This is a genomic window from Actimicrobium sp. CCI2.3 (genome assembly GCF_035019065.1).
Lineage (GTDB): Bacteria > Pseudomonadota > Gammaproteobacteria > Burkholderiales > Burkholderiaceae_D > Actimicrobium.
In genome coordinates this window covers 1-24,919 of sequence record NZ_JASJWR010000002.1, presented here as the reverse complement: position 1 = coordinate 24,919, position 24,919 = coordinate 1, and the positions used below count along the sequence as shown (strand labels likewise).

Annotated in this window: 25 protein-coding genes; 11 read left to right on the top strand and 14 right to left on the bottom strand. The window is 59.8% G+C overall.

What is annotated here, in order from left to right; all coding sequences use genetic code 11:
- Nucleotides 1–121: 121 nt before the first annotated feature.
- From QN370_RS01375 to QN370_RS01350, 6 genes are all read right to left on the bottom strand, one after another.
- Nucleotides 122–688: a PEP-CTERM sorting domain-containing protein gene (locus QN370_RS01375; RefSeq protein ID WP_322128978.1), complete on the bottom strand. Its 567-nt coding sequence runs from the start codon at nucleotides 686–688 to the stop codon at nucleotides 122–124.
- Between the two features lie 135 nt (nucleotides 689–823).
- Nucleotides 824–1,822 carry an NAD(P)H-dependent glycerol-3-phosphate dehydrogenase gene (locus tag QN370_RS01370; protein WP_322128979.1) on the bottom strand — a complete coding sequence of 333 codons (999 nt, stop codon included), beginning with the start codon at nucleotides 1,820–1,822 and terminating at the stop codon, nucleotides 824–826.
- A 24-nt stretch (nucleotides 1,823–1,846) separates the two neighbouring features.
- Nucleotides 1,847–2,296: an SH3 domain-containing protein gene (locus QN370_RS01365; RefSeq protein WP_322128980.1), complete on the bottom strand. Its 450-nt coding sequence runs from the start codon at nucleotides 2,294–2,296 to the stop codon at nucleotides 1,847–1,849.
- Nucleotides 2,297–2,353: 57 nt separating this feature from the next.
- Nucleotides 2,354–2,842, bottom strand: a complete 489-nt coding sequence (secB, locus tag QN370_RS01360) for a protein-export chaperone SecB (protein ID WP_322128981.1) — start codon at nucleotides 2,840–2,842, stop codon at nucleotides 2,354–2,356.
- Nucleotides 2,843–2,898: 56 nt separating this feature from the next.
- On the bottom strand, nucleotides 2,899–3,162 hold the full coding sequence (gene grxC, locus QN370_RS01355) for a glutaredoxin 3 (protein WP_322128982.1): 264 nt from the start codon (nucleotides 3,160–3,162) through the stop codon (nucleotides 2,899–2,901).
- Nucleotides 3,163–3,176: 14 nt separating this feature from the next.
- Nucleotides 3,177–3,578: a rhodanese-like domain-containing protein gene (locus QN370_RS01350; protein WP_322128983.1), complete on the bottom strand. Its 402-nt coding sequence runs from the start codon at nucleotides 3,576–3,578 to the stop codon at nucleotides 3,177–3,179.
- A 107-nt stretch (nucleotides 3,579–3,685) separates the two neighbouring features.
- Here QN370_RS01350 and gpmA point away from each other — a divergent pair, with 107 nt between their 5' ends.
- The 8 genes from gpmA (at nucleotide 3,686) to QN370_RS01310 (ending at nucleotide 13,590) form a co-directional block, all read left to right on the top strand.
- Nucleotides 3,686–4,432, top strand: coding sequence for a 2,3-diphosphoglycerate-dependent phosphoglycerate mutase (gene gpmA / locus QN370_RS01345; protein WP_322128984.1), 747 nt, complete (start codon nucleotides 3,686–3,688; stop codon nucleotides 4,430–4,432).
- 11 nt (nucleotides 4,433–4,443) lie between these two features.
- Nucleotides 4,444–5,820: a murein hydrolase activator EnvC family protein gene (locus tag QN370_RS01340; RefSeq protein ID WP_322128985.1), complete on the top strand. Its 1,377-nt coding sequence runs from the start codon at nucleotides 4,444–4,446 to the stop codon at nucleotides 5,818–5,820.
- Between the two features lie 3 nt (nucleotides 5,821–5,823).
- On the top strand, nucleotides 5,824–7,305 hold the full coding sequence (locus tag QN370_RS01335; RefSeq protein ID WP_322128986.1) for a S41 family peptidase: 1,482 nt from the start codon (nucleotides 5,824–5,826) through the stop codon (nucleotides 7,303–7,305).
- A gap of 66 nt (nucleotides 7,306–7,371) precedes the next feature.
- Nucleotides 7,372–8,121, top strand: coding sequence for a molybdopterin-synthase adenylyltransferase MoeB (locus QN370_RS01330; RefSeq protein ID WP_322128987.1), 750 nt, complete (start codon nucleotides 7,372–7,374; stop codon nucleotides 8,119–8,121).
- A gap of 30 nt (nucleotides 8,122–8,151) precedes the next feature.
- On the top strand, nucleotides 8,152–10,875 hold the full coding sequence (locus QN370_RS01325; RefSeq protein ID WP_322128988.1) for a pitrilysin family protein: 2,724 nt from the start codon (nucleotides 8,152–8,154) through the stop codon (nucleotides 10,873–10,875).
- 65 nt (nucleotides 10,876–10,940) lie between these two features.
- Nucleotides 10,941–11,588 carry a periplasmic heavy metal sensor gene (locus QN370_RS01320; protein ID WP_322128989.1) on the top strand — a complete coding sequence of 216 codons (648 nt, stop codon included), beginning with the start codon at nucleotides 10,941–10,943 and terminating at the stop codon, nucleotides 11,586–11,588.
- Between the two features lie 39 nt (nucleotides 11,589–11,627).
- A complete protein-coding gene (locus QN370_RS01315) occupies nucleotides 11,628–12,332 on the top strand; it encodes a response regulator transcription factor (RefSeq protein ID WP_322128990.1) in 705 nt (234 codons plus the stop codon).
- The gene (locus tag QN370_RS01310) at nucleotides 12,325–13,590 is read left to right on the top strand and encodes a HAMP domain-containing sensor histidine kinase (RefSeq protein ID WP_322128991.1); all 1,266 of its coding nucleotides are present in this window, start codon (nucleotides 12,325–12,327) and stop codon (nucleotides 13,588–13,590) included. Before QN370_RS01315 ends, QN370_RS01310 begins: the two co-directional genes overlap by 8 nt.
- A 7-nt stretch (nucleotides 13,591–13,597) precedes the next feature.
- Here the strand turns inward: QN370_RS01310 and QN370_RS01305 are convergent, their stop codons facing one another.
- The 8 genes from QN370_RS01305 to QN370_RS01270 form a co-directional block, all read right to left on the bottom strand.
- A complete protein-coding gene (locus QN370_RS01305) occupies nucleotides 13,598–14,344 on the bottom strand; it encodes an ABC transporter ATP-binding protein (protein ID WP_322128992.1) in 747 nt (248 codons plus the stop codon).
- Entirely contained in the window at nucleotides 14,344–16,107 is a 1,764-nt protein-coding gene (locus QN370_RS01300; RefSeq protein WP_322128993.1) for a branched-chain amino acid ABC transporter ATP-binding protein/permease, read from the bottom strand. The genes QN370_RS01305 and QN370_RS01300 overlap by 1 nt, the downstream gene beginning before the upstream one ends.
- Nucleotides 16,104–17,129 (bottom strand): branched-chain amino acid ABC transporter permease, encoded by a 1,026-nt coding sequence (locus QN370_RS01295; protein WP_322128994.1) that lies wholly within the window; start codon nucleotides 17,127–17,129, stop codon nucleotides 16,104–16,106. Before QN370_RS01295 ends, QN370_RS01300 begins: the two co-directional genes overlap by 4 nt.
- A 183-nt stretch (nucleotides 17,130–17,312) precedes the next feature.
- Nucleotides 17,313–18,884 carry an ATP-binding protein gene (locus tag QN370_RS01290; RefSeq protein WP_322128995.1) on the bottom strand — a complete coding sequence of 524 codons (1,572 nt, stop codon included), beginning with the start codon at nucleotides 18,882–18,884 and terminating at the stop codon, nucleotides 17,313–17,315.
- 106 nt (nucleotides 18,885–18,990) lie between these two features.
- Complete coding sequence (locus QN370_RS01285) at nucleotides 18,991–20,142, bottom strand: ABC transporter substrate-binding protein (RefSeq protein WP_322129210.1); 1,152 nt, start codon at nucleotides 20,140–20,142, stop codon at nucleotides 18,991–18,993.
- Nucleotides 20,143–20,245: 103 nt separating this feature from the next.
- Nucleotides 20,246–20,947 (bottom strand): anti-sigma factor domain-containing protein, encoded by a 702-nt coding sequence (locus tag QN370_RS01280; protein ID WP_322128996.1) that lies wholly within the window; start codon nucleotides 20,945–20,947, stop codon nucleotides 20,246–20,248.
- Nucleotides 20,944–21,504 carry a sigma-70 family RNA polymerase sigma factor gene (locus QN370_RS01275; RefSeq protein ID WP_322128997.1) on the bottom strand — a complete coding sequence of 187 codons (561 nt, stop codon included), beginning with the start codon at nucleotides 21,502–21,504 and terminating at the stop codon, nucleotides 20,944–20,946. Before QN370_RS01275 ends, QN370_RS01280 begins: the two co-directional genes overlap by 4 nt.
- 203 nt (nucleotides 21,505–21,707) lie before the next feature.
- Entirely contained in the window at nucleotides 21,708–22,250 is a 543-nt protein-coding gene (locus QN370_RS01270) for a DUF3455 domain-containing protein (protein ID WP_322128998.1), read from the bottom strand.
- Nucleotides 22,251–22,480: 230 nt separating this feature from the next.
- On the opposite strand from QN370_RS01270, the gene QN370_RS01265 reads away from it, so the two are divergent.
- The 3 genes from QN370_RS01265 to QN370_RS01255 form a co-directional block, all read left to right on the top strand.
- A complete protein-coding gene (locus tag QN370_RS01265; protein ID WP_322128999.1) occupies nucleotides 22,481–23,662 on the top strand; it encodes a YbfB/YjiJ family MFS transporter in 1,182 nt (393 codons plus the stop codon).
- Entirely contained in the window at nucleotides 23,659–24,558 is a 900-nt protein-coding gene (locus tag QN370_RS01260) for a DMT family transporter (protein ID WP_322129000.1), read from the top strand. The genes QN370_RS01265 and QN370_RS01260 overlap by 4 nt, the downstream gene beginning before the upstream one ends.
- A 117-nt stretch (nucleotides 24,559–24,675) precedes the next feature.
- On the top strand, nucleotides 24,676–24,919 hold a 244-nt coding region (locus QN370_RS01255), incomplete at its 3' end, for a hypothetical protein (protein ID WP_323581656.1).

Here is a 24,919-nt window from a genome sequence, read left to right as displayed (position 1 = left end):
TCTACATCACGAAACTCTCACAAATTTATACGGACAGATCCCAACATCGGATGTTGACCTCGAAAAAAAAACCTCGATTTATCGAGGCTTTTTTGAACGGAGACGAACAACAACGTAGTTTTCAGGCCTTGCGACGGCGCTGCGCCACATAACCAACGAGAGCCAGGCCAAGCAACATCATTGCGTAGGTTTCGGGCTCCGGGACCGCACTGACCTGAACAGAAATATTATCCAGGTGTACGAAGCTGAGGTCGCTGCTTGCCGTAAAGCTCAAGAGTGAAGGCCCGGTTCCTGCAAGCAGACCCTTGTAGGTAAATCTGGTGAACGATCCGCCGTAGAAGTTCGCAGGCTCGAAAGAATAATTACCGAACAGAACCTTGGCATAGTTTATCGGCAGTTCCTGAGAAGTTACTCCACGCAACTCAAAGCTCAGATCGTAGAGGGTGCCCGCAACGGTGTTAATCGACTGGGACAAGGTGGTCGGGTCGACAGTGCCGACCGAATAAAAGTTGTTTGGCCCTGACGGAGTAAAGTTGATTACGCCGTGCTGGCTAGCGGGAGGACTGCCGGAAACGACTTCAGTCCAGGCATTCAAATTATCTTCAAAATTGCCATTCACCACCAGATTCTGGGCTTGCGCCATCAAGCTGAAAGCAGCTAATGCGAGTCCTGCAATAAGTTTTTTCATGGCATCTTCCGATTATCAATAAAACATGACTACAGAATAAACCTTAGTTGAAAAATGAATAGCGAAAACCCGTGATCTTTAGATTTATTTGACAAAATTCAACCTAAAAACAGCAGTTAAGTTGCGCTAAGGAATTTAAGCTGCCTCATTGCGGGCTTCCCGCGCCAACAGCAACGCCACCGTCTCGCTCGGCGCGTTGCCATCGAACAGCACTCCAGCGACGGCGTCTGTGATCGGCATCTCGATCTGCAAGGCAGCGGCCAGCGTGCGCACTTCTCGCGCACAGCGCACTCCCTCGGCGACATGCCCCAACTCATGTTCAATTGCGGCTAGCGTTTTTCCTTGCGCCAGTGCAAGACCCACCTTGCGGTTGCGCGACAGGTCACCCGTGCAGGTCAGGATCAGGTCGCCCATGCCCGCCAGTCCCATAAAAGTTTCACTGCGTCCGCCGAGCGCCACGCCCAGTCGCGTGATCTCGGCGAGACCGCGGGTGATCAGCGCTGCCCGGGCATTGAGACCCAAGCCCAACCCATCGACGATACCCGTGGCGATGGCCAGGATATTCTTGACGGCACCGCCGACCTCGACGCCGATGACGTCATCGGTGGCATAGATACGTAATTGCGGACCATGGATTGCCTGGACGACGCTGCTGCGCAATGCGGCACTAGCCGACGCGATCGCCAATGCGCCGGGCAATCCGCGGGCCACTTCCATCGCAAACGAGGGTCCGGACAACGCCCCACAGGGGACGTCCTCACCCAGCACCTGCGGCACGATCTGGTGCGGCAGCAGTCCGCTGTTTTCTTCAAAGCCTTTGCATAGCCAGACCAGATTGGTCGGCGATCGCCCGACGAGTCGATGCACGATCGGTCGCAGTCCCGCCACCGACGACGCCACAATCAGCAGCGAATCGCTGGCGGCGCAATGGGAAACGGCAGCATCGAAATCAGAGGTGAGCAACAGGGACTGCGGAAGCGTGATGCCAGGCAGATAGTCGACGTTTTCACGCCGTTCGGAGGCAATGCGCATTGCGGCGACATCGCGCCCCCACAGTTGAACCGCATGGCGTTCGGCCAGCGACACGGCAAGTGCCGTTCCCCAGGCACCGGCCCCGAGCAGGGTAATGTTCATCGCAGCGAACGCCGCGAAGCTAGCTTACTCACCCCAGACATCGGCAGCCCTGACAAATCCACCCTGGCCGTCACGATGCCGAACCTGAATCCAGCCAGACGTTGACGACTCGGTGACTTCCAGGATCACGCTCTTGTCGACGGTAAACACAACGGGCGCGGTGTCGTCTGCGGTACTGCGCACGCGTGTACCCGCCGCCTTGGTGATTACATGGTGTTTCGCGTCCAACAGCCTCGATTCGACCCAAGACAAATCGCCGCTGGCGTCGCGCACCTTGCTCCATTCGCCGTAGGTCAGGATGACTTCGACTGGCATGTTGCGCGGGGCAACGAAGACTTTCCTTCCTCGCTGGGAAGGCGCGTCGTAGAGCACGGCTGGCGCAGCGCCGATTGATTTGTAGTCCAGTGCGTGAGCTTGGCCGATTGCGCACAGCGATAGCAGTGCCACGACACCATGCAAGTGAACAGATTTCATTGCGCGACTCCGAGGGGGATGCAAAACCGGCATGCACGCGGCATGCCGGTCACGGCATCAGTGGGTGGTGGCAGCACCGTCCGGCATTTGCAGATTGGCAGTATTTTGCTGCTCGGCCAATGCTTGCAGGCGCTGCTGGTAAAACACTTCAAAATTGATTTCAGCCAGATGAACGGGCGGAAATCCGGCACGAGTAATCGCATCGGCAATATTGGCGCGCAAATACGGATACACGATATTCGGGCAACCGATACCCAGCAGAGGATCAAGCTGATCTTGAGGAATGTTACGTGCCTCGAAAATACCAGCCTGCTTGCCCTCGACCAGGAAGGCGACCTTGTCACCGATCTTGGCGGTGACGGTAATGGTTACGGTCGATTCGAAGATGCCTTCGGCCAGAGGCTCGGCACCGACGTCAACGGCAACTTCCATTGTCGGCGCGTCCTGCTCCAGGAAAATCGCCGGTGAATTGGGTTGTTCGAGCGACAGGTCTTTCAGATAGACACGCTGAATCTGGAATATCGGTTGCAGGATTTCGTCAGCCATAAAACACTTTCAGTGGGGTTGAAGGGACCGCAGCAGATGCCGTCGGCCGGTAAAAATCAGGTGCCTTGCAGCAGCGCATCGAGGGTGCCGAGGCGCTCGAGCGCCGCCAGATCATCGAAGCCGCCGACGTGGGTATCGCCGATATAAATCTGCGGAACCGTACGACGACCGGTTCTTTGCATCATCACGTTGCGCTGCTCCATATCAAGATCGATGCGTACTTTTTCGATCTCTTCGATGCCCTTCGATTTCAGTAACCGTTCGGCCATCGTGCAATACGGGCAAACGCCGGTGCTATACATCAGAACATGTGCTGTCATTATGGTAACTCCTGTTATTTCACGGTCGGCAGACCTTGTGTCTGCCAGGCTGCGAGTCCACCGCTCAGACTATGGACATCATTGAAACCGGCGCTCTTGAGACGCGCTGTCGCTTTCGATGACTGCACGCCATTCGGGCACACGACGATGACCGTCCTGGCCTTGAACTTGTCGATTTCGACAAGGCGTGTAGTCAGGTCTTTCAGGGGAATATTTTTCGCTTCGCGCAAGTGGCCTTTGGCAAAATCAGCGGCATCACTGACATCGAGAATCAGCGTCTTGCCCTGATTGATGATCTGGGTTGCTTGCAATGTCGTGACCTTGGTGCCGCGTCGCTGCAACAAGGGAACCAGCAACGCGCCGCCGGAAATAACGACCAGCGCAATAAGGAAAATGTTATCGATCAAGAATTTCACAAGGGTCCAATGGTTTAAAACAATCGCCGCATTATAAAATAGAAGCGACACGGCGAATCCTAATCGTTGCCATGCACTTCCAATTTCCCCTCTACTGCCTATCTGCCATGTACAAAATCGTATTGATGCGCCACGGTGAATCCACCTGGAATCTCGACAACCGCTTTACCGGATGGACCGACGTCGACCTGACCGAAAAGGGTCGCGCCGAAGCCACCCAGGCCGGCAAACTCCTGCGCGAAGCCGGCTTCAGCTTCGACCTGGCCTTTACCTCGGTGCTCAAGCGTGCCATCCGTACGCTCTGGCTGACACTCGACGAAATGGACCTGATGTGGGTCCCTGTCGAACATGACTGGCGCCTCAACGAACGCCATTACGGCGCCTTGCAAGGCTTGAACAAATCCGAAACTGCCGCGCAATACGGCGACGAGCAAGTACTGGTCTGGCGCCGCAGTTACGACACGCCGCCCTTGTCGCTGGAACCGGCTGATCCGCGTGCATCGTATCAGGATCCACGCTACGCCGGACTGCAGCGTGCACAGATTCCGCTGACCGAATGTCTGAAAGACACCGTCGAACGCGTCATGCCTGCCTGGGACGATACCATCGCGCCAGCCATCCGTGCCGGCAAACAGATCCTGATTTCGGCCCATGGCAACAGCTTGCGCGCACTGATCAAATCGCTGGACGGCATCAGCGACAACGACATTGTCGGTCTCAATGTGCCCAACGGTCAGCCGCTGGTCTACGAACTGGATGCCAACCTGAAGCCAATCCGGAGCTATTACCTCGGCGACACGGCCGCCATCGAAGCGGCCTTGCATGCCGTCGCCAACCAGGGCAAGGCGCGCTGACGCGCCGGCCAATGCACCATTTAAAAAAACTGCTGCTCTTGCTGGCACTGACCGGTGGCTGCCTGACACTTGCCAGCGCGGCCAAAGTCAGTGAACGCAGCCGGGAGAAAGAAGCTGCCGAAGCGCAGCGTGCCGAACTGCTGCGTCAGCTCGGCACGCTGCAGAGCACCATCAACCGGACCGAAGCCGAGTCGGACCAGGCCACCGAGGCGCTCGGCAAGTCCGCCAGAGCGATTTCGGAAGCCAACCGCGCGCTGCATGAGCTCGATGCAGAGCAAGTCCAGACCGAGCGCAAGCTGAAACAATTGTCGGACGAACAAGCGGGCCTGGCCAAACGGGTCAGCAACCAGCAGACGCAGTTATCGCGTTTGCTGCGCGGGCAATACGTGGCGGGTAATGACGACCGCATCAAGCTGCTGCTCTCCGGTGACAACCCGAACCGGATTAATCGCGACCTCGAATACCTCGGTTACGTGTCGCAAGCGCAGGCCACCCTGATCAGCACGCTGCGCGGTGACCTGCTGGCCATCGAGCGCAACAAGGCCGAGGCCGAAGAAGCCCAACGGGCATTGGCCGACATTGTCGTCGAAGCACGGGAACAGCGTACCGCGCTGGAAAATGAAAAGGCCAGCCGCGCGACGCTGCTGGCATCGCTATCGACCAAGCTGGCATCGCAACGCAAGCAGGCCAGTGATTTGAAACGCGATGATCAGCGCCTCAGCGGGCTGGTCAGCAAGCTCGACGAATTGATCGAAGCGCAGCGCAAGGCCGACGCTGCCGCTGCCGAACAGCGCCGGCTGAAACAGCTGGCCGATGCGCAAGCCGAACAAGCGCGCAAACAGGCGCAGCAAGACAGGAAGCGTGCCAGACCAGCGCCGAACGCACTCGCGAGCAATCCGGATGCCATTGATGATGACGAGCCGCCCAAAAAACTTGCCTTGCGCAATGAACTTCGCCCGGAAGCCGGCGTCGAAGGCGGGAATGCAGGCCTTAATTTTGGTGGGCTGCGGGGCAAGTTGCGACTGCCAGTCAAGGGGGACATTGTGACCCGCTTCGGCGCGGCGCGCGGCGAGGGCCCGGACTCGAAAGGCCTGTTCATCCGCGCGGCGGAAGGCACCGAGATCCGTGTCATCGCCGAAGGAAAAGTGGTCTTTGCCGACTGGCTGCGCGGCTTCGGCAACCTGCTCATCGTTGATCATGGCAATCAGTACCTGACCATTTATGGCAACAACCAGTCGGTCCTGAAACGACCCGGCGATGTGGTTAAAAGTGGCGATACCATCGCCACGGCAGGCAACAGCGGCGGTAATGAACAATCCGGCTTATACTTTGAAATGCGGCACCAAGGCCGTGCGTTTGACCCACTAGGATGGGTAACTACCAGGTGAAAAATGAGCACTAAACTCAAAAATATCGGCTTGATCGGATTAGGCATCGTCGCTGGCATCGCCGGCTCGATGCAGTTCGACGCCATGGCGCAAAAAAATGTCGGCGCGCCGCTGCCGATTGATGAGTTGCGACAGCTAGCCGATGTGTTTGGCCTGATCAAATCCGATTACGTCGAAAACGTCGACGACAAAAAATTGCTGACCGAAGCCATCTCCGGCATGGTCGCCTCACTCGATCCGCACTCGGCCTACCTGGACAAGAAAGCCTTCAAGGAACTGCGTGAAGGAACGCAAGGCAAGTTCGTTGGCCTCGGTATCGAAGTCGGCATGGAAGATGGCTTCGTCAAGGTCATCTCGCCGATCGAAGATTCACCGGCCTACCGGGCGGGCCTGAAAGCAGGCGATCTGATTACCCGTCTCGACAGCACGCCAACGAAGGGCCTCACGCTCGACGAAGCAGTCAAGAAAATGCGTGGTGAGCCGAACAGCAAGATCACGCTGACGATTGCGCGCAAAGACGAAGACAAACCGATTATCGTCACCATCGTCCGCCAGGAAATCCGCGTCCAGAGCGTCAAGTCGAAAATGGTCGAACCCGGTTATGCGTGGGTACGCGTGGCCCAGTTCCAGGAACCGACAGTCGACGACATGGCGAAAAAAATCACTGCACTGTATGCCCAGGACCCGAACATCAAGGGTCTGGTGCTCGACTTGCGCAATGATCCGGGTGGCGTATTGCCAGGCGCGATCGGCGTCTCGGCTGCCTTCCTGCCCAAAGATGCGGTGATCGTCTCGACCAACGGCCAGCTGGCCGATTCCAAGCAGACGTTTTATGCCCGACGTGAGTTTTACGGTGCACGTGGCGTCGGCGATTCGATCGCCAAACTGCCGGACGCCATCAAGAAAGTGCCGATGGTCGTGCTGATCAATGCCGGCTCGGCGTCGGCATCCGAGATCGTTGCCGGTGCACTGCAAGACTACAAGCGAGCCATCATCATGGGGTCGCAGAGTTTCGGCAAAGGTTCGGTCCAGACCATTCGCCAGCTGTCGGCTGACACGGCCGTCAAGCTGACCACCGCACGGTATTACACGCCGAATGGCCGCTCGATTCAAGCCAAAGGCATCGTACCGGACATGATGGTCGACGAATACGCCGATGGGGATGGCCTCAACAGCTTCCGTCTGCACGAGGCGGACTTGCAGAAACACCTGAGCAACGATACCGACAAGGCAGTTGCCGACGTTGCCAAACCGGCCTTCGATGAAGCCGAAGAAGCACGCCGCGCGGCGGCCATTGCCAAGAAACGCAAGCCGCTCGAATTCGGTGGCAAGGAAGACTTCCAGCTGGCGCAGGCCATCAACCAGCTCAAGGGCTTGCCGGTGCAACTGTCCAAGATCACGCCAGAAATACGCAAAGACGGCGACAAGGAAACAGACAAGAGCAGCATCAAAAAAGAAAACATCAAAGGCGACACCAGCAAATAATCGCCGGACGTCCGGACAGGCCGCAGCGATGCGGCCTTTTTCTTTTGACAGGAACCCGATCAACTGATGAACGACCACCAGCTGCTGCGCTATTCACGCCATATCCTGCTCGATGATATTGATATTGACGGCCAGCAAAAAATCACTGCCGCCCACGCACTGATCATCGGTGCCGGCGGACTCGGTTCGCCGGCGGCGCTGTATCTGGCGTCGGCGGGTACCGGGACGATCACGCTGGCCGATCAGGACACGGTCGACCTGACCAACCTGCAGCGACAAATCCTGCACACCACCGAGCGCGTCGGCCAACCCAAAGTGGCGTCGGCGAGACAGGCACTAACGGCCATCAATCCCGGCATCGACATCATCGCGCTCGACGAGCGGCTCGATGGCGCACGTCTCGATGCACTGGTGCGCAGCGCCACGGTGGTACTTGATTGCACCGACAACTTCGCTACCCGCCACGCCATCAACCGTGCCTGCGTCACCCACAAGGTGCCGCTGGTGTCGGGTGCGGCGATCCGTTTCGATGGCCAGATCAGCGTGTTCGACGCGCGCGATCCGGTCTCGCCCTGTTATGCCTGCCTGTTTCCGCCGCAGCAAAGCGTCGACGATATCAACTGTGCGACGATGGGCGTGTTCGCACCGCTGGTCGGCATCATCGGCAGCATGCAGGCCGCCGAAGCACTCAAGCTCATCGTCGGCATCGGCACCTCGCTCGCCGGACGTCTGCAAATGCTGGATGCACGCACGATGGAATGGACCACGATTACCTTGCGCCGCGATGCTGCCTGCAGCGTCTGCGGCCACCACTGAACCCCGATTCACCACACTGAGGCAATCATCATGCTGCAACGCTGGCACCGATTCATCTGCGCGCTGTTCTTGCTGGCGCTGTTTTCACACACGGCGAACGCTGCCGCCTTGCCCGCTGGCGTGTCACGCGTCACCAGCATCGAGGGCATCACCGAATACCACCTGAAAAACGGTTTGAAAATTCTGCTGTTTCCGGACGCGACCAAACCGACGGTGACGGTCAATGTCACGTATCTGGTCGGTTCACGCCATGAAAATTACGGCGAGACGGGGATGGCGCATCTGCTGGAACACATGATGTTCAAGGGTTCGCCAAAGAACCCCAGCGTGGTGGAGCAATTCAACCAGCGCGGCATGCAAATGAATGGCACGACCTCGCTCGATCGCACCAACTACTACGAACTTTTCCAGGCCAGTGACGACAACCTGAAGTGGGCGCTGGAGATGGAAGCCGACCGCATGGTGCATTCCTTTGTCGCCAAAAAAGACCTCGATTCCGAAATGACCGTTGTGCGCAACGAATTCGAGAGCGGCGAAAACTCACCGTTCAGCGTCATGCTCAAGCGCATGCAAAGCATTGCCTTTGACTGGCATAACTACGGCAACTCGACCATCGGCAACCGCAGCGATATCGAGAATGTGAAGATCGAGAATCTGCAAGCGTTCTACCGGACCTACTACCAGCCCGACAATGCGGTGCTGCTGGTCGCCGGTAAATTCGACGTCGACAAAACGCTGGACCGGATCAGCAAATCCTTCGGTGCGATCCCGAAACCAACCCGCACGCTGCCAGTATTCTGGACCGTCGAACCAACCCAGGACGGCGACCGCAGCTACACGGTGCGCCGCAAGGGTGACATCCAGATCGTCGCAACCGGCTACAAGATGCCAGGCGCACTGCATCCCGACAGCGATGCCTTGTCGTTCGCCGCCGACATCCTCGGCGACACGCCAAACGGCCGCCTGCACAAGCTGCTGGTCGACACCGGCAAGGCCGCGCAGGTATTCAATTACGCGGTGAGCGGTATCGCGCCAGGTCTGCAACTGGTCGGCGCGGTCGTCAAGAAAGGCGATCCGATCGAACCGGTACGCGTCGCGATGACCGCTGCGATCGAAGACTTCAGCAAGAACCCGCCCACCGCCGACGAGATGGAACGCGTCAAGCGCGACAACGCCAACCAGATCGAAAAAATGCTGAACGATCCCCAGAAAGTCGGCGTCGGTATGTCCGAAGCCATCGCGCTGGGTGACTGGCGCTTGCTGTTCCAGAACCGCGATCAGATGGCCAAAGTCACTAGCGCCGAGGTCGCCGCTGCCGCCGGTCGCTACTTCAAACGCGATAACCGCACCACCGGCATGTTCCTGCCGGAAGACGCACCGCAACGCGCCGAGATTCCGACCGCACCACTACCCGACAGCCTGATGCAAGGCTATGTCGCCAAGACCGGCAGCGACGCGGGTGAAATCTTTGAACCGAGTCAGGACAACATCGGCAAGCGCACCACGCTGTCACAACTCGGTGGCATCCATCTCGCACTCTTGCCGAAGACGACCCGGGGAGCGACCGTGGCGACCTCGATCAACCTGCACTGGGGCGACGAGCAAAGCCTGTTCGGCCAGCAGACCGCCGCGTCGATGGTCAGCGGCATGCTCATGCGTGGCACCAGCAAATACAGCCGCGAACAACTGGTCGACGAGTTCGACAAGCTCAAGTTCAGCGGCAACCTGTTCAATTTCCAGACCACGCGCGAACACCTGCCAGCGGCACTGAAGCTGGTCGCGCACGTCCTCAAGGACGCCAGCTTCCCGCCAAGCGAATTCGAGCAACTGCGCAGCCAGAGCCTGGTCGGTATCGAGTCCCGCCGCAACGATCCGCAAGTGCTGGCAGGACAAGCGATCTCGGCGCAGTTCAACCAGTATCCGAAAGACGACTGGCGCGCCTTCCAGAGCATCGACGAGCAGATCACCGGACTCAAGGCGATCACGCTTGACCAGGTCAAGGCGTACCACAAGAAGTTTTACGGCATCTCGCAAGCCGAGATCTCGGTGGTCGGCGACTTCGATGCCACCGCGATCACGCAGGTGATCGGTGACGCGTTCGGCAACTGGTCGAGTGGCGCGCCGTACACGCGACTGCCACAACGCAATTTTGCGGTCACGCCATCACAACAGGACATCGACACGCCCGACAAGGAAAACGGTTTCTACACGGCGCGCATGAATCTCGACCTGCGCGATGACGATGCCGATTATCCGGCGCTGGCGATTGCCGATTACGTGTTCGGCGGCGGTGCCGGACTGAACTCGCGACTGATGGAACGGTTGCGCCAGCAAGATGGCTTGTCGTATGGCGGCGGCTCGTCGCTCAGCGCCGGATCGATTGATCGTGCCGGCAGCTTCAGCATCCGGGCCATCGCCGCACCGCAGAATCTGGCCAAGGTCGACGCGGCCGTCAAGGCCGAACTGGCACGCGTGATCAAGGAGGGCTTCACCGATGCGGAGGTCGCCCGTGCCAAGTCCGGCCTGTTGCAACAACGCGTGCAGACCCGCGCACAGGATGGCAGTGTCGCGGCTGGCTGGACGACCTATCTGTCCCTTGACCGAACCTACGAGTGGAGCAAGCAGTTTGAAGCCAGCATCAGCGCCCTGACCACCGCACAGGTCACGGCGGCATTCCGCAAAGCGATCGATCCGGCGCAGCTGACGGTGGTGATGGCCGGTGACCAGACCAAGATCAAGGCGGCGGTGAAATAGGCCGTCTTTACCTATCTTTACCTGATGCACACGCCAGCGCTACATCGGCTGGCTACAGTGTGTTCATGCACACCGATTCGGTGTTTGCACCCACCACACTGGAAGGATTCACCATGACCAAGCAAGCCAACACCCTGTCATCGCCCCGCCTCGGCCGTCGCTGGATCATCGCCGCTGCCGCGACCGTGGTCATCGCCGCCGGTTCCTGGACCGGTCTCGTCCAGGCCGCCGGCGAGAGCAAGGACCCACGCGCCGGCGGCTATCAGCAGATGCGCGGCGAACGCGGCAACATGTCGCCGGAGATGTCGGCCAAGCGCATCGACCAGATGATAGAACGCCTGTTATCTGACGGCACGCCGGAACAAAAAGCCAAGGTACGCACCCTCGCCAATGCCGCCGCCAAGGACTTGATGCCACTGCGCAAACAGCGTCGCGATGCCCACCGCCAAGGCATGACCTTGCTGGCCCAGCCTAGCATCGATCGCGCGGCACTCGAACAGGTGCGTGCGACCGAAATGCAGCTCGATGAGCAGACCTCCAGACGCATGACCAGCGCCCTGGCCGACATCGCGGAAGTGCTGACACCAGCGCAGCGCGTACGGATCGCCGAACAGCTTGCCAAGCGAGGCAAACATCACGGTGGTCACCGCGGTCACCATGCGGAGCGCAATGCAGAACGCAGCGCGCAGACCGCCCCCGCCGACAAGCAGTAATGCACATCATCGCCAGCCACTGCACCGGAGCCAACTGAGATGGCGCAGCGCTTGCTGATGATTGATGACGACCACCGCCTCGGCGCGATGGTCGTCACCTACCTGAACCAGAACGGCTACGCGGTCGAGCATGTCGAAACCGCGCAGGCCGGGATGGACAAATTACGCACGGCCGAACCGTACTCGGCCGTGCTGCTCGACCTGATGTTGCCGGACATTGATGGCCTCGAGGTCTGCCGCCAGATCCGCCAGCAACCGGCTCCCGTTGGCAACCTGCCGATCCTGATGCTCACTGCCAAAGGCGACCCGATGGATCGCGTGGTCGGACTCGAACTGGGTGCCGACGACTACTTGCCGAAACCCTTCGAGCCGCGCGAGCTACTGGCGCGTCTACGCGCGATACTGCGCCGTCCGCCGCTGGCATCGCCCGCCAGCGTGCTGCAGTTTGGCCGCCTGACGATTGACCTCGATGGCCGCACCGTACGGCTCGACAATAACGATTGCATCCTCACGTCCTACCAGTTCGACCTGCTCGCCACGATGGCAACCCGGGCCGGCCGCGTGCTGTCGCGCGAACAACTGATGGACGCGGTCAGCGGCGTGCCGATCGACGCCTTCGACCGCTCGATTGATGTCCATATCGGGCGCGTGCGATTGGCCATCGAAGATGATCCGAAGCAGCCGAAACGCATCCTCACCGTGCGCGGTAGCGGTTACCTGTTTGTGCGGGTGCAGGATGCTTAGCCTGAGCCGTCGCCTGTATGTGCGGATCTATCTGGCGCTGTTGCTGGCGCTGGGATTGACCGCCGCACTGTTCGCCGCCGCCTGGCAACTGAGTCCCGAGAAAGCCCGTACCGGTGCCAACCTCGATGCCTTTGCCGAGATCGCCAGCGAAGCGCTGCCGCCAGTCAGCGCTTCGCTGGCCGAACAGCAGGCGGGTCTGGCGCGCTGGCGTCCGCGTGCCGACCTGACCCTGTATTCGGCCGAACGCACCAAGCTGGCCGAAGTCGGCGAAGCCTTGCCGCCGCTTGATCCGGCCCAGACCAGCAGTGGCTGGCTCGGTGGCCGGCCACCCGTGTTTGCGCTGCAACTTGAAGATGGCCGCTGGCTGGTCGGTGCCCGCAAGCACTCGCCGCGCCGGTACCTGCCGATGCCAGGACTGGCGGCAGCGCTGGCACTGATCGCCCTGGCAGTCGGACTGGCCGCGTTCCCGGTCGTGCGACGCCTGACGCGCCGGCTCGAACGCCTGCAGCAAAGCGTCGAAGCGCTGGGTGCAGGACAACTGTCAACCCGGGTCGCGGTCGAAGGCAACGATGAAGTCGCGCAACTGGCCAGTAGCTTCAACCGCTCGGCGGCGCACATCGAAATATTGGTGCAGGCGCAACGCAGCCTGCTAGCCAACGCCTCGCACGAATTGCGGTCGCCGCTGGCGCGTCTGCGCATGGCGGTCGAATTGCTGCCGACCGCTACGCCGCCAACCCTGCAAGATGAAATGACCCGCGACATCGCCGAACTCGACCAGCTCATCGCCGAAATCCTGCTGGCCAGCCGGCTCGATGCCACCACGGACGACGCGCCGCTGCGCGAACCGGTCGACCTCACCGCGCTGGTCGCCGACGAGTCGACCCGCGCTGGTGCACAACTGGCCAGCGCCGACATCACACTGCGCGGTGATGCAACGCTGCTACGCCGGATGGTGCGCAATCTGCTGGACAACGCACGCCGTTACGGCGAAGGCAGTGCGATTGATGTGACATTGCGCCGGGTCGACGATGCCATCAGCCTGAGCGTGTGCGACCGTGGTCCCGGCGTGCCGGAAGCCGAGCGGGAAAAAATCTTCGCGGCGTTTTATCGCTTGCCGGGCGGCCGTGAACGCGATGGTGGCATTGGTCTGGGCCTGAGTCTGGTGCGGCAAATCGCCCGGCGTCACGGTGGCGATGTTACCTGCCTGCCGCGTGGCGGTGGCGGCAGTTGCTTTGTCGTGACGCTGCCGCAGCATTGAAACGATATCAGTCGCGCTTCTTCGCCAGCCCCAGATAGGTCTCGACCACTTTCGGGTCCGTCGCCAGTTGCGCCGCCGGCCCTTCCAGAACAATCTCGCCGGTCTCCAGCACATAGGCGTGATCGGCTACCTGCAAGGCGGCACGGGCATTTTGTTCGACCAGCAAAATCGCCACGCCGGTCTGTTTGAGCCGCACGATGATCTGGAAAATTTCCTTGACGATCAGCGGTGCCAGTCCGAGGCTGGGCTCATCAAGCATCAGTAATGACGGCTTGGCCATCAGCGCCCGCCCGAGTGCCAGCATCTGGCGCTCGCCACCGGACAAGGTGCCGGCATCTTGCCGACGCCGTTCCAGCAAGCGCGGAAATAAATCGAATACCAGCGGCAATTGATCGGCATGATTTTTTTCATTCGCCCGGTAGCGCCGATAACTACCGAGTAGTAGATTATCCTCGACGCTCATCGTGGCGAATAGTTCGCGCTTTTCCGGCACCAGCGACATGCCGCGCGCGACCCGTTCTTCGATCGCCACGCGCCGCATGTCCTGGCCCATGAAATGCACACTTCCCTGCTGGCTACCGCTGCCCGGCAAGGCACCGGCCAGCGCATTCAACAACGTCGATTTGCCCGCGCCGTTGGGTCCGATCACGGTGACGATCTGGCCGGCATCGACGCGCAAGGTCGCGCCATGCAGCGCCTCGACCTTGCCGTAAGCGACGTGTAATTTTCCGACTTCAAGGATTGGCGTACTCATCAATCTACCCCTCCGAGGTAAGCTTCCAGCACCGCCGGATTGGCCTGCACCTCAGCGGGTACGCCTTCGGCGATACGCGTTCCGAACTCCATCACCACCAGCCGGTCCGTCAGGTTCATCACGAAATCCATGTCATGTTCGACCAGCAAAATGCTCAGGCCTTCGGCTTTCAGTTTGCGCAGCAAGTCGGCCAGCGCCAGCTTTTCCTGATAGCGCAAACCGGCCGCAGGTTCGTCGAGCAACAGCAGCGTCGGGTCGCAGCACAAGGCGCGGGCGATCTCGAGCACGCGTTGCTGGCCCAGCGCCAGACTGCCCGCTTCGGCTTGCGCGAGATGACCGAGACCGACCCGTTCAAGCTGGCGCGCGGCCTCGAACAGCAAGCGCTGTTCTTCCTTGCGATCAGCCCGCACGATGCTGGCCAGCACACCAGCATGGCCGCGCAGATGACCGCCGAGCGCGACATTTTCCAGCACCGACATCGCCGGCAGCAGGCGCACATGCTGGAAGGTGCGGCCAATGCCGCGTCGCACGATCTCGCGCGAGGGCAGCGTATCGATGCGCTGCCCGTCGAACAGGATCTGGCCGGAGGTCAGCGGCAAGACACCGGTCACCAGATTGAACATCGTCGATTTGCCGGCACCGTTCGGCCCGATCAGGCCGAGAATTTCGCCACCATGGACAACGAATTCCATATCGTTGACCGCCACCAGTCCACCGAACTGCTTGCGCGCTTGCTGCACGTGCAGCAGCACCGCACCCGCGGCCGGACGCACGCGTTGCGGCAACAGCTCGGCGCTGACCGGAACCTGCACGCCAACGCTCGCGGGCATCCAGCCGCGCAGCAACGGCCACAATCCCTGTCGGGCGCGCTGCAAGAGCAGCACCATCATCACGCCAAAAACAATCATCTCGAAATTGCCATTGCTGCCCAATAGCTTCGGCAGGATGGATTGCAACTGGTCTTTCAGGATGGTCAGCAAGGCCGATCCGAGTAACGCCCCCCAGACATAACCGGCACCGCCGACCACCGCCATGAACAGGTATTCGATCCCGGCGTTCAGGCCAAACGGGGTCGGGTTCACGGCGCGCTGCATGTGGGCATACAACCAGCCGGAAAGACACGCCAGCAACGCGGCAAGGACGAAGCAGACAATCTTCATCCAGGTTGTATTGACGCCCATCGCCTCGGCCATCAACGCGCTGCCATTGAGCGCGCGCATCGCGCGTCCGGAACGTGAATCGAGCAGGTTTTGCAGCGCCAGCAACGCCAGGATCACGACCACCCAGATCAGGTAGTAGATCGCCCGTCCCGATTGCAGCGTCAGGCCGAACAGGTCGATGGCCGGAATGCCATTGATGCCATCGTACTTGCCGAGAAAGTCGAGATTGCCAAACAGGTAGAACAGCGACAAGCCCCACGCAATGGTGCCCAGTGGCAGGTAATGACCGGACAGACGCATCGTGATCGCTCCGAGTGCAAACGCCGTCAGCGCCGTGATGGCCAGCCCGGCCAGCAGACCCAGCCACGGCGACAGGCCCAGTTGCGTGGTCAGGTAAGCCGTCGCGTACGCGCCCAGTCCGACGAAGGCCGCTTGTCCGAACGAGGTCATGCCGCCGATACCAGTCAGCAGTACCAGCCCGAGCGCAACAATCGCGTACAGGCCGATGTAGTTGGCCAGCGTGATCCAGAACGGCGGCGTTGGCAGCACCGGCAGCAGCGCGACGAGGACGATGAACAGCAGCACTGGCAGACGGCGCCTCATTGCTCGCCCTCGTCAATATGCTTGCTGCGCAGCGAACGCCACAGCAGCACCGGGATAATCAGCGTGAAGACAATCACTTCCTTGAAAGCGCTGGCCCAGAACGACGAATACGATTCGAGCAAGCCGACCAGCACCGCACCGGCGGCGGCAATCGGATAACTGCCGAGGCCGCCGATGATCGCGCCGACGAAACCCTTCAGACCGATCAGGAATCCGCTGTCGTAGTAGATCGTTGTCAGCGGCGCAATCAGCACGCCGCACAGCGCACCCAGTGCTGCCGCCAGCGTGAAGGCGGTGCGTCCGGCCTGCGTGGTACCGATGCCGACCAGTTGCGCGCCGAGCCGGTTCACGGCGGTGGCGCGCAAAGCCTTGCCGGACAAGGTGCGGTCGAAATACAGATAAAGTGCGCCAATCAGCAGCGCCGAGACCACGAGGATCACGAGACTCTGGCCAGAAATCTGCAACGCACCCAACTCGAAACGCGCATCCGAAAACGCAATGGTGCGCGAGCCTTCGGCACCGAACAGCACCAGTCCGGTGCCGAGCAGCGCGAAGTGCACGCTGACCGAAACGATCAGCAGCACCAGCGTGCTGGCTTCCGCCAGCGGCTGAAAAGCCAGCCGGTAAATCATCGGACCCATCGGTATGACCAGCGCCAGTGTGAGCGCGACCTGCAACAGCATCGGCAATTGCGCATTGCCAAACTGGCGTGTCAGGCCATACAGCAGCAATGGCAGGGCGATGAACTTGGCAAAGGCCAGTGGCGCACGACGCAGCGAGGTCACCACTTCCTGCAGGAACACCGCCACACCGAGCCCAACCAGCAGCGTCGCCGAGTGGGGAAATTTATCGGATTGCATGGCCGCGAGCGTCAGTGCACCGAAGGCGACAAACTCGCCTTGCGGAATGAAGATCACGCGCGTGACCGAGAAGACGAGTACCAGCGCGAGCGCCAGCAAGGCGTAAATTGCACCGCTGGTGATGCCGTCCTGGGCGAGGATGGCGGCGATTGAAAAATCCATGCAGGGGGTGTTCCTTAAATTGAATGCGGTCGTTCCGTTGTCACAAGGTCCGACCGTTGTATCGCTTTGCCGGGATGAACTGTGGCGGTATCCGACGGTATGTGTAGAGCTGTAAAAGCAGTTAGAATTCTGGTCAACAGATAATGAATAATCATTTAACTCTATGATTTTTATATATTTTTTTTAATTTTTTAAGTCATTATCCATCTCTGAAGATAATGAGTCAGCTATCACTCCCAGCAGCTCGGGCTTGGTGTAGGTGGCAAGCTGGCGCGACGCTGTCGGCAAGGCGACCAGCACCCCCTGTGCAACCCAGTGACGCAATTGTCTCGACGCGGCCAAGGTATCGAGCCCGGATATCTCGCGCAACTTACCGTTGGCGATTGGGCCGTTGCGGTCGATCCAATCATTGACGACATCCCACATGCTAGGTCGCGCCAGATTGAGCAACGTCACCGTAACGCTTTCGACCGCTACCTCAGTATGTTGCTGGTACTTCGGCGGATATAATTTTGCAGCAGCCATTTCGGCGAACATCATCTTGACGCCTTCGCCGGCATCGATATTCGGCGCACTCGGAAATTCACGTAAATTTTGGGCAATCAGCGGGTTACGGGCATTGCTTCCGGCCCAGGCAATATTACCTGGTGTGATATTTCCAGGAAAGGTCCCCGGACTTTCAACCTCGATCCGGTCATCGAAAATGCGCACAAAGATATCGCGGCTCAAACGGTAGTCACGGTGGATCACCGCATTGACAATTGCTTCCTTGACGACCCGTTCTGGATACACATGGCGGGTTTTAAACCCGCTGCTAGCAAGGGTGAGCCCCCCTTCAAGCTCACGCAATACAGTCCGGACGGCTTCATCAATCTGTTCAATCAGCGGGCCCCGAATTGTTAGCGGTGTTTTACGTAAATTTGGCACAGCTTCGGCACTCGCTGATTTGCCGCTATAGACCATGATGCGGAGATCGGCTCGGGTACCATGGGCCGCCAGCAAGCTGCCAGGGTCCTCTGCAAATAACAGCACGGCAGCCCGGGTCGGTACCAACTCGCCGCCCAACACATCGGCCAGGCCAATACGTTGCAACTGCTCGGACGCGGTACCGGTTTTTAATCCTCGTGCCGCAATAAAAGTTCGCCATGCTGGTGTCGCCAACAACGCTAGATTGACAGGTACTAACTCATTGACGGCAGTGCGCACTCCGCGCTGGTAAGCCAGTTCGACGATCTCGGCAGCGGCCAACTCGCGATTACTGCGGTCCATTCGTGTCCATGTGCCATTCCCGATAATCGAATGCACCTCCGCACTTTTCTCGATCCGCAACAACACCACATGACCCGACTGACCAGAGCGCAGCGTACAAGGCACACGCAACCAGTGAATGCCAGTGACCGCAGGGGCGAAGCGCTGCAGCGTCAGGCGACGCAAGTCATCGAACGCCTCGGCATTCTCTTCGATACCAAACAGCCGACTTGCAGATTTACCAGCGGCTTCCTGATCTTTGGCGTCGCCGATACCAATGACCAACAAACCACCATCGCTATTGGCAAAAGCGCAGATGGTTTCGATGATGCCTTTGTGCTCGGCGCTGATGCGCTTGAAATCCAGCGTATGAGACTCTTCGGCAGCCAGGAGCGCAGCAATTCGGTTTGGTGCTTGCGCAGCAGGAACATCAATCATGGTCGTTTTATCGTAAGAACTTGTGCAATAAGTAGAGCATGGTTCGATCACAATCAACTCGGCATTCATCAACGCAGGCGTAATTTTCGCGAGTCTCTGGCAAAAACTCCGGACACAAGAAGTGAAGCCGGTGCAATGCCCTTCGGTTATTGCACCGAATGCCCCGCAAGCCGCCTTACTCCGCCAACTTCCACTTGCCATCCACAATCTTCACCATCACCCGCGCACGCTGGTCAAAGCCCAAATGATCGGTCGGACTCATGTTGAAAATCCCGTGTGCGCCCGCGAGGTTGCGGGTGTTTTCAATCGCATCGCGCAGCCCCTTGCGGAATTCCTTGGTACCCGGCTGGCCGTGCTTGAGTGCTTCCGGCACGGCGTTCGCCATCAGCAAACCCGCATCCCAGGCATGACCGCCAAAAGTCGAGACGGTGCCGACGCCGTACATTTTTTCGTAGGCTGCCTTGTAGGTCAGCGCCGAAGCCCGCACCGGGTTTGATGCCGGCAACTGCTCGGCTACCAGCATCGGTCCCGATGGCAGTAGCGTGCCTTCACAATCCTTGCCGCACACGCGCAGGAAATCGTTGTTGGCCACGCCGTGGGTCTGATAGATCGCGCCCTTGTAGCCGCGTTCCTTGAGCGTTTTTTGCGGCAGAGCCGCTGGCGTACCGGCACCGGCAATCAGCACGGCATCGGGATTGGTCGAGAGGATTTTCAGGATCTGGCCGGTGACGGACGTATCGGCACGGGCGAAGCGTTCGCTGGCCGTGATCTTGATGTGACGCACTTCGGCCAGCTTGGCAAATTCGCGGTACCAGCCTTCGCCATACGCATCATTAAAGCCGATGAAGGCGACCGACTTGATACCGGCTTCGGCCATCCGCGCGGTGATCGCGGTCGACATGTGCGAATCGTTTTGCGGTGTCTTGAAAACCCACAGGCGCTTGCCTTCGACCGGCTCGATGATCGAGGCCGATGCCGCCATCGAGATCATCGGCGTACCGGCATCGGCCACCAGTTCGATCATCGCCAGCGAATTGGGCGTGATGGTCGAGCCGATGATCAGGTCGACCTTGTCTTCGGTGAGCAGCTTGCGGGTGTTCTTGACAGCGGTGGTGGTGTCGGTGGCATCGTCGAGAATGAGGTATTCGACGCTCTTGCCGGCGATGGTTTTTGGCAGCAGCGCAATGGTGTTTTTTTCCGGGATGCCGAGCGAGGCGGCGGGACCGGTGGCCGAGACGGTGACGCCGATCTTGATCTGTGCCACGGCATGACCGGTCAGGGCCATTGCCGACAGCGCAACGAGGGAGGGGACCAGCAAGGTTTTCATGTTCATGGGGCGCTCCGTTATTGTTTGAATTGTCGCTAGTCCGTGACCGGACTGCAGCGCCAGAGTGTAGCGGTTCAGTGCAGCACGGACAAGCAACACGCCGTTACAGCAGAACCGCGCGTCCCACGGCGAGAATCGGTCCACTAGGACGCGGCAATGGCGATCCGCCTTGCGGCTCCAGCGTCACTTCAAATAACTGGTTCGGGCTCAAGCCCGGCAACTTGCTCAGGGCGATCTCGGTCGGCCGGTCGGTGCGCACCAGGCCAAGGGAGGTCGGGCCCGCCGCGCCGACTGGTTTAGTCCAGAATTGTACTGACTTGCCGGCTATGACAGTGGTCGGCGATAACGGCCGCAAGCGCACCACGCGGTCATCGATTTCAACCAGCCAGTTGACGCCAGTGGCGGGTGCCTGCAGTACCGCGAGAAATTGCGGCGCATGCAGTTCTTGCGGCACCACCGTAACCAGCTTCACGACCAGCAAGGCCGACGCGGCGACGCCGATCGCACCACTGAAACGCCAGAACGACAAGCTATTCCACAGACCGCGACCGGGCGACCTGTTGCGGGCGCGGGCGCTACTGGGCAAGCTACGCTCGATGCGCGCCCAAAGGCTGGCAGCCGGTTCAACCGGCCTCGGCGGAGGTGCCATTTCCAGCAGACGATCGCGCCAGAAACCGACCGCAACGACCAGTGCGCGGTTATGCAGCAACTCCTGTTCAAACGCGGCGTGCTGTTCCAGCGGCAGTACGCCCAGCACGTATTCGCCCGCCAGCAAGTCAAGTTGTTCGGGGTCCTGAAAATTCATGAGAGGCAGTCCTTTAAAGCCAGCAAGCCGCGCCGGGTCCATGCCTTGATGGTACCCAGTGGCCGTACCAGCAAACTGGCAATCTGAGTTTGCGAGAAGCCGTCGACATAGGCCAGCAAAATACAGGCTCGCTTGTCGTCATCGAGTTGTTGCAGACACAGGTGCAATGCGCTGTTGTCGCGTCCGCGCGTGAGACTTTGCAGCGGATCGTCGGCCTCAACGGGTACCTCATCGAGCAGCGCTTCATGAGCCCCTGGCAGTGCCGGATCGCGCCGCAACTGGCGCACCACATCGAGCGCGCGATGGCGCACCACGCTATACATCCAGCCCCGCGCCGAACCCAGCGCCGGGCTGTACGTGCCTGATTTTTGCCAGATGCGCAGGAAGGCATCATGGACGACTTCATCGGCCAATTCTCGCCGCACGACGATGCGCAGCGCGACGCCGAGCAACCAGCGGGCCTCGCGATCATACAATCGGCGCAATGCCTTTTCGTCACCGCCAGCACAAGCAAACAGTTGCGCTTCGTAGTCGAACGTCGTGTCGTGAGTCAGCATCGCGCATCCCGTCGGGAAAACGCCATGCCGGTCAGCGTATTCGGAAAAGTCGTCTGCACAGGGCTATTCGCAAAATGGAAAAAGAACCCAACCATAGCGTTGATTAGTGCTACTTTCAATGACGCAGTCAGCCCTGTTTCTTACCAGTCTTGGTTACTTTTTACTTCCGACCCATCAATGATCAGCGGCGGTGCGGAGTGCCATCAAATCGCTTTGTAGAAGTAGTAATCCGCCTGATACTTGACCAGTTTTTTGCTGCCCACAACGGCCTGATTACAGACCTCGGCTGGTGCCACGCCGCCGATTGTGTTGAGGCGCTGGATGTACGTCACGCCGGTCATCGCACCGTTACCCATGGCAGGGCTGGCCTGAACCAGTTGCAGCGGGATCGCACCGGCCACGCCCGGAGCGACGGCAAGCTGCTTGCCAGAGACCTTGCTGCCATCGGTCGATTCCCAGGTCGGGCCACCGTAGTATTTGCCGACGGTGGCTTTGTTTTTGTCGAGCAGCAGCGCATCCGGACCGGTGAAGACCCAGGCGAACGCGCCTGGCATGTCGGCTTTGGCGCGACATTCGTAAGTCAGGTCACCGGCACCGACGGCCATCATCGTGACCTTGTTACCAGCGGGAGCGGAAACAGCAGCAGGGGCTTGCGGCGTGGCCATCGACATGGGGACCATCGTGGAACAGGCGGACAGCAAAGTGGTGAGGGCAACGGCGGCAACAGCGATCAATGGACGGGTCATGGAATTCTCCTGAGGTGGTGAGGGTTGAGGGCGCACAATGCGGCGCCTTACCTCTTACTACGCCGGACTTTTTTGATCGGATGCAGTGGCGTGAAAATATTTACCGTAGGGTGCAATAACCGCAGGGCATTGCACCGAATGCCCTGATCAGATCGATCCAAACCAACACGACGACACCCCATCAAAAAACCCTTACACTCGGCCTTTTCTCTGCCGCCACTTTTCCCCTGATGCCCAACGACCGCGCCCACACCCATCCACTGGCGATTGCCTTTGCCCTGTCGCTGGGTGCGGCGATTTCACTGGGCATGTCGCGCTTTTCCTATGCGCTGCTGTTGCCGCCAATGCGCGCCGATCTCGACTGGACTTATTTTCTGGCGGGCGCAATGAACACCGCCAATGCCCTCGGTTATCTGATCGGTGCGCTGGCCACGCCGTCACTGATGCGGCGCTACGGTGCGCACACCGTGCTGCTTGCCGGTGCCTTGCTCACTGCGCTATGTCTGATCGGCTCGGGACTCGTCACCGATACCGCCATCCTGCTGGCGCAACGCTTGCTGGCCGGAATTGCCAGCGCGCTGGTCTTCGTCACCGGCGGCGTGCTGGCAGCACGACTGGGGTCGCTGCATCCGCAACGGGCCGGACTGCTGATCGGGATTTATTACGGCGGCACTGGTTTGGGCATCGTGTTGTCGTCCTTGCTGGTCCCGGTCACGGCACTGCTGGCGCACGCCAGTGCGCACGCCTGGCAATGGGCCTGGCTGACACTGGGGGCGATGTGTTTGCTGGGGACGGCAGTGATGGCGCTGCCGGTACGCAGTATTGATGGCAAGGCACCGCCTGCCAGCGTGCATGACCGTTTTGACTGGCGGCCATTTCGTTTCGGTCTGGCCGGCTATTTCATGTACGGAGTTGGCTATATCGGCTACATGACCTTCGTCGTCGCGCTGCTGCGCGAAGAGGGCATGTCGGCCGGACTGATCACGCTGTTTTATACCGGTCTCGGGCTGGCCGTGATGGCCTCGTCGCGCATCTGGGCCGGCTTGCTCGACCGCAGCCGTGGCGGGCGGGCGATGGCGCTGCTCACTGGCTTGCTGGCGATCGCCACGCTGCTGCCGGCACTGACTGCGCAACCGCTGCTGGTGTTCGCGTCGGGTCTGCTGTTTGGTGGCGTGTTCCTGTCGGTGGTGGCGTCGTCGACCGCGCTGGTGCGGCACAACGCACCGATGGCGGCATGGTCGGGCGGTATCGGCGCCTTCACCAGCGTGTTCGCCTTTGGCCAGATCGTCGGTCCCGGCGTGGTCGGCTGGATCGCCGATGGTGCCGGTGGCCTGCAACGCGGACTGGTCTTTTCGGCGCTCGCTTTGCTAGTCGCTGCGTTACTGGCATCACGGCAGCGCGCACTCGGATGATGACGCCAGCAGATGTCCTCAAGCTGATTTTTCTGGCGGCGCTGTGGGGCTGTTCGTTCATTTTCCTGCGTATTTCCGTACCCGAAATCGGTCCGCTGATGACCGCGCTGCTGCGCGTGTCGCTGGCTGGAATTGCCATGCTGGCGTATGCGCGACTGATCCGCGTACCGATGCACTGGCGCCGCAATCTGCGGCCGTATTTTATGGTGGCGGTGTTTGCGGCAGTGATTCCGTTTTCGTGTTTTTCGTATGCGTCACAGTATTTGCCAGCCGCCTACTCAGCGGTACTCAATTCGACCAGCCCGTTATTCGGTGCCCTGTTTTCAGTGCTCTGGCTAGCCGAGCGCCTCTCGGTACAAAAGCTGACCGGGCTGGCACTGGGCATTGGCGGTGTCGCGGTGCTGGTCGGTGCCGGTGCGCTGGCGCTCGACATGCACGTGTTGCTGGCGGCGGCAGCCTGCCTGTTTGCGGCCGCCTGTTATGCCGCGTCGAGCATCATCGTGCGCGCAACCGGGCACAGCCTCGATGGCCACCACATCCATCCGATCGCAATGGCTACCGGCTCGATGGTGCTCGGTGCGCTGGTGATGTCGCCGCTGCTGCCGTTCGTGCTGCCGCCGGTATGGCCATCGACCCGCACCATCCTTAGCGTAACGTGCCTGGCGCTGCTTTCATCAGGTGTCGCGCAGGCGTTATTCATTCCACTGATCGTTCGGATCGGCCCGACCCGGGCGATGTCGGTGGCATTTCTGATTCCACTGTTTAGCATGTTATGGGGCTACCTGTTCCTCGGCGAACCGGTCGGCATGGCGACGCTGGCCGGTGCCGTCATTGTGCTCATGGCGATGGGGCTGGTGCTATCGGCCTCGGAGTCGACGCCGGAGAAGACGCACTAACGGTCGACCCATGATCCTCGCGCTTGGCATCGCCGGGCGGCAGAGGATGAAGCGTTTCAGTTACCGTAGTCGGCGCATTTGGTGCAATGCCCTGCGGTTATTGCACCCTACGATTGAGTGGGAGTCGGAGGGGTTGATTTTGGTGTTGATGTTGATGTTGATGTTGATGTTGATGTTGATGTTGATGTTGATGTTGATGTTGATGTTGATGTTGCAGTTGACTTTGACCTGTTCCGCATTGAGACAGCTGCCAAAAATGGTAGTCAGGCAAGGGATAAGAGGGGTGTAGTGGTCAAGTTATTTCGGACACCCCAATGGAAGTATTTCTGCCATTTTCCGTTCAAAGACGGAGGGCGACAGG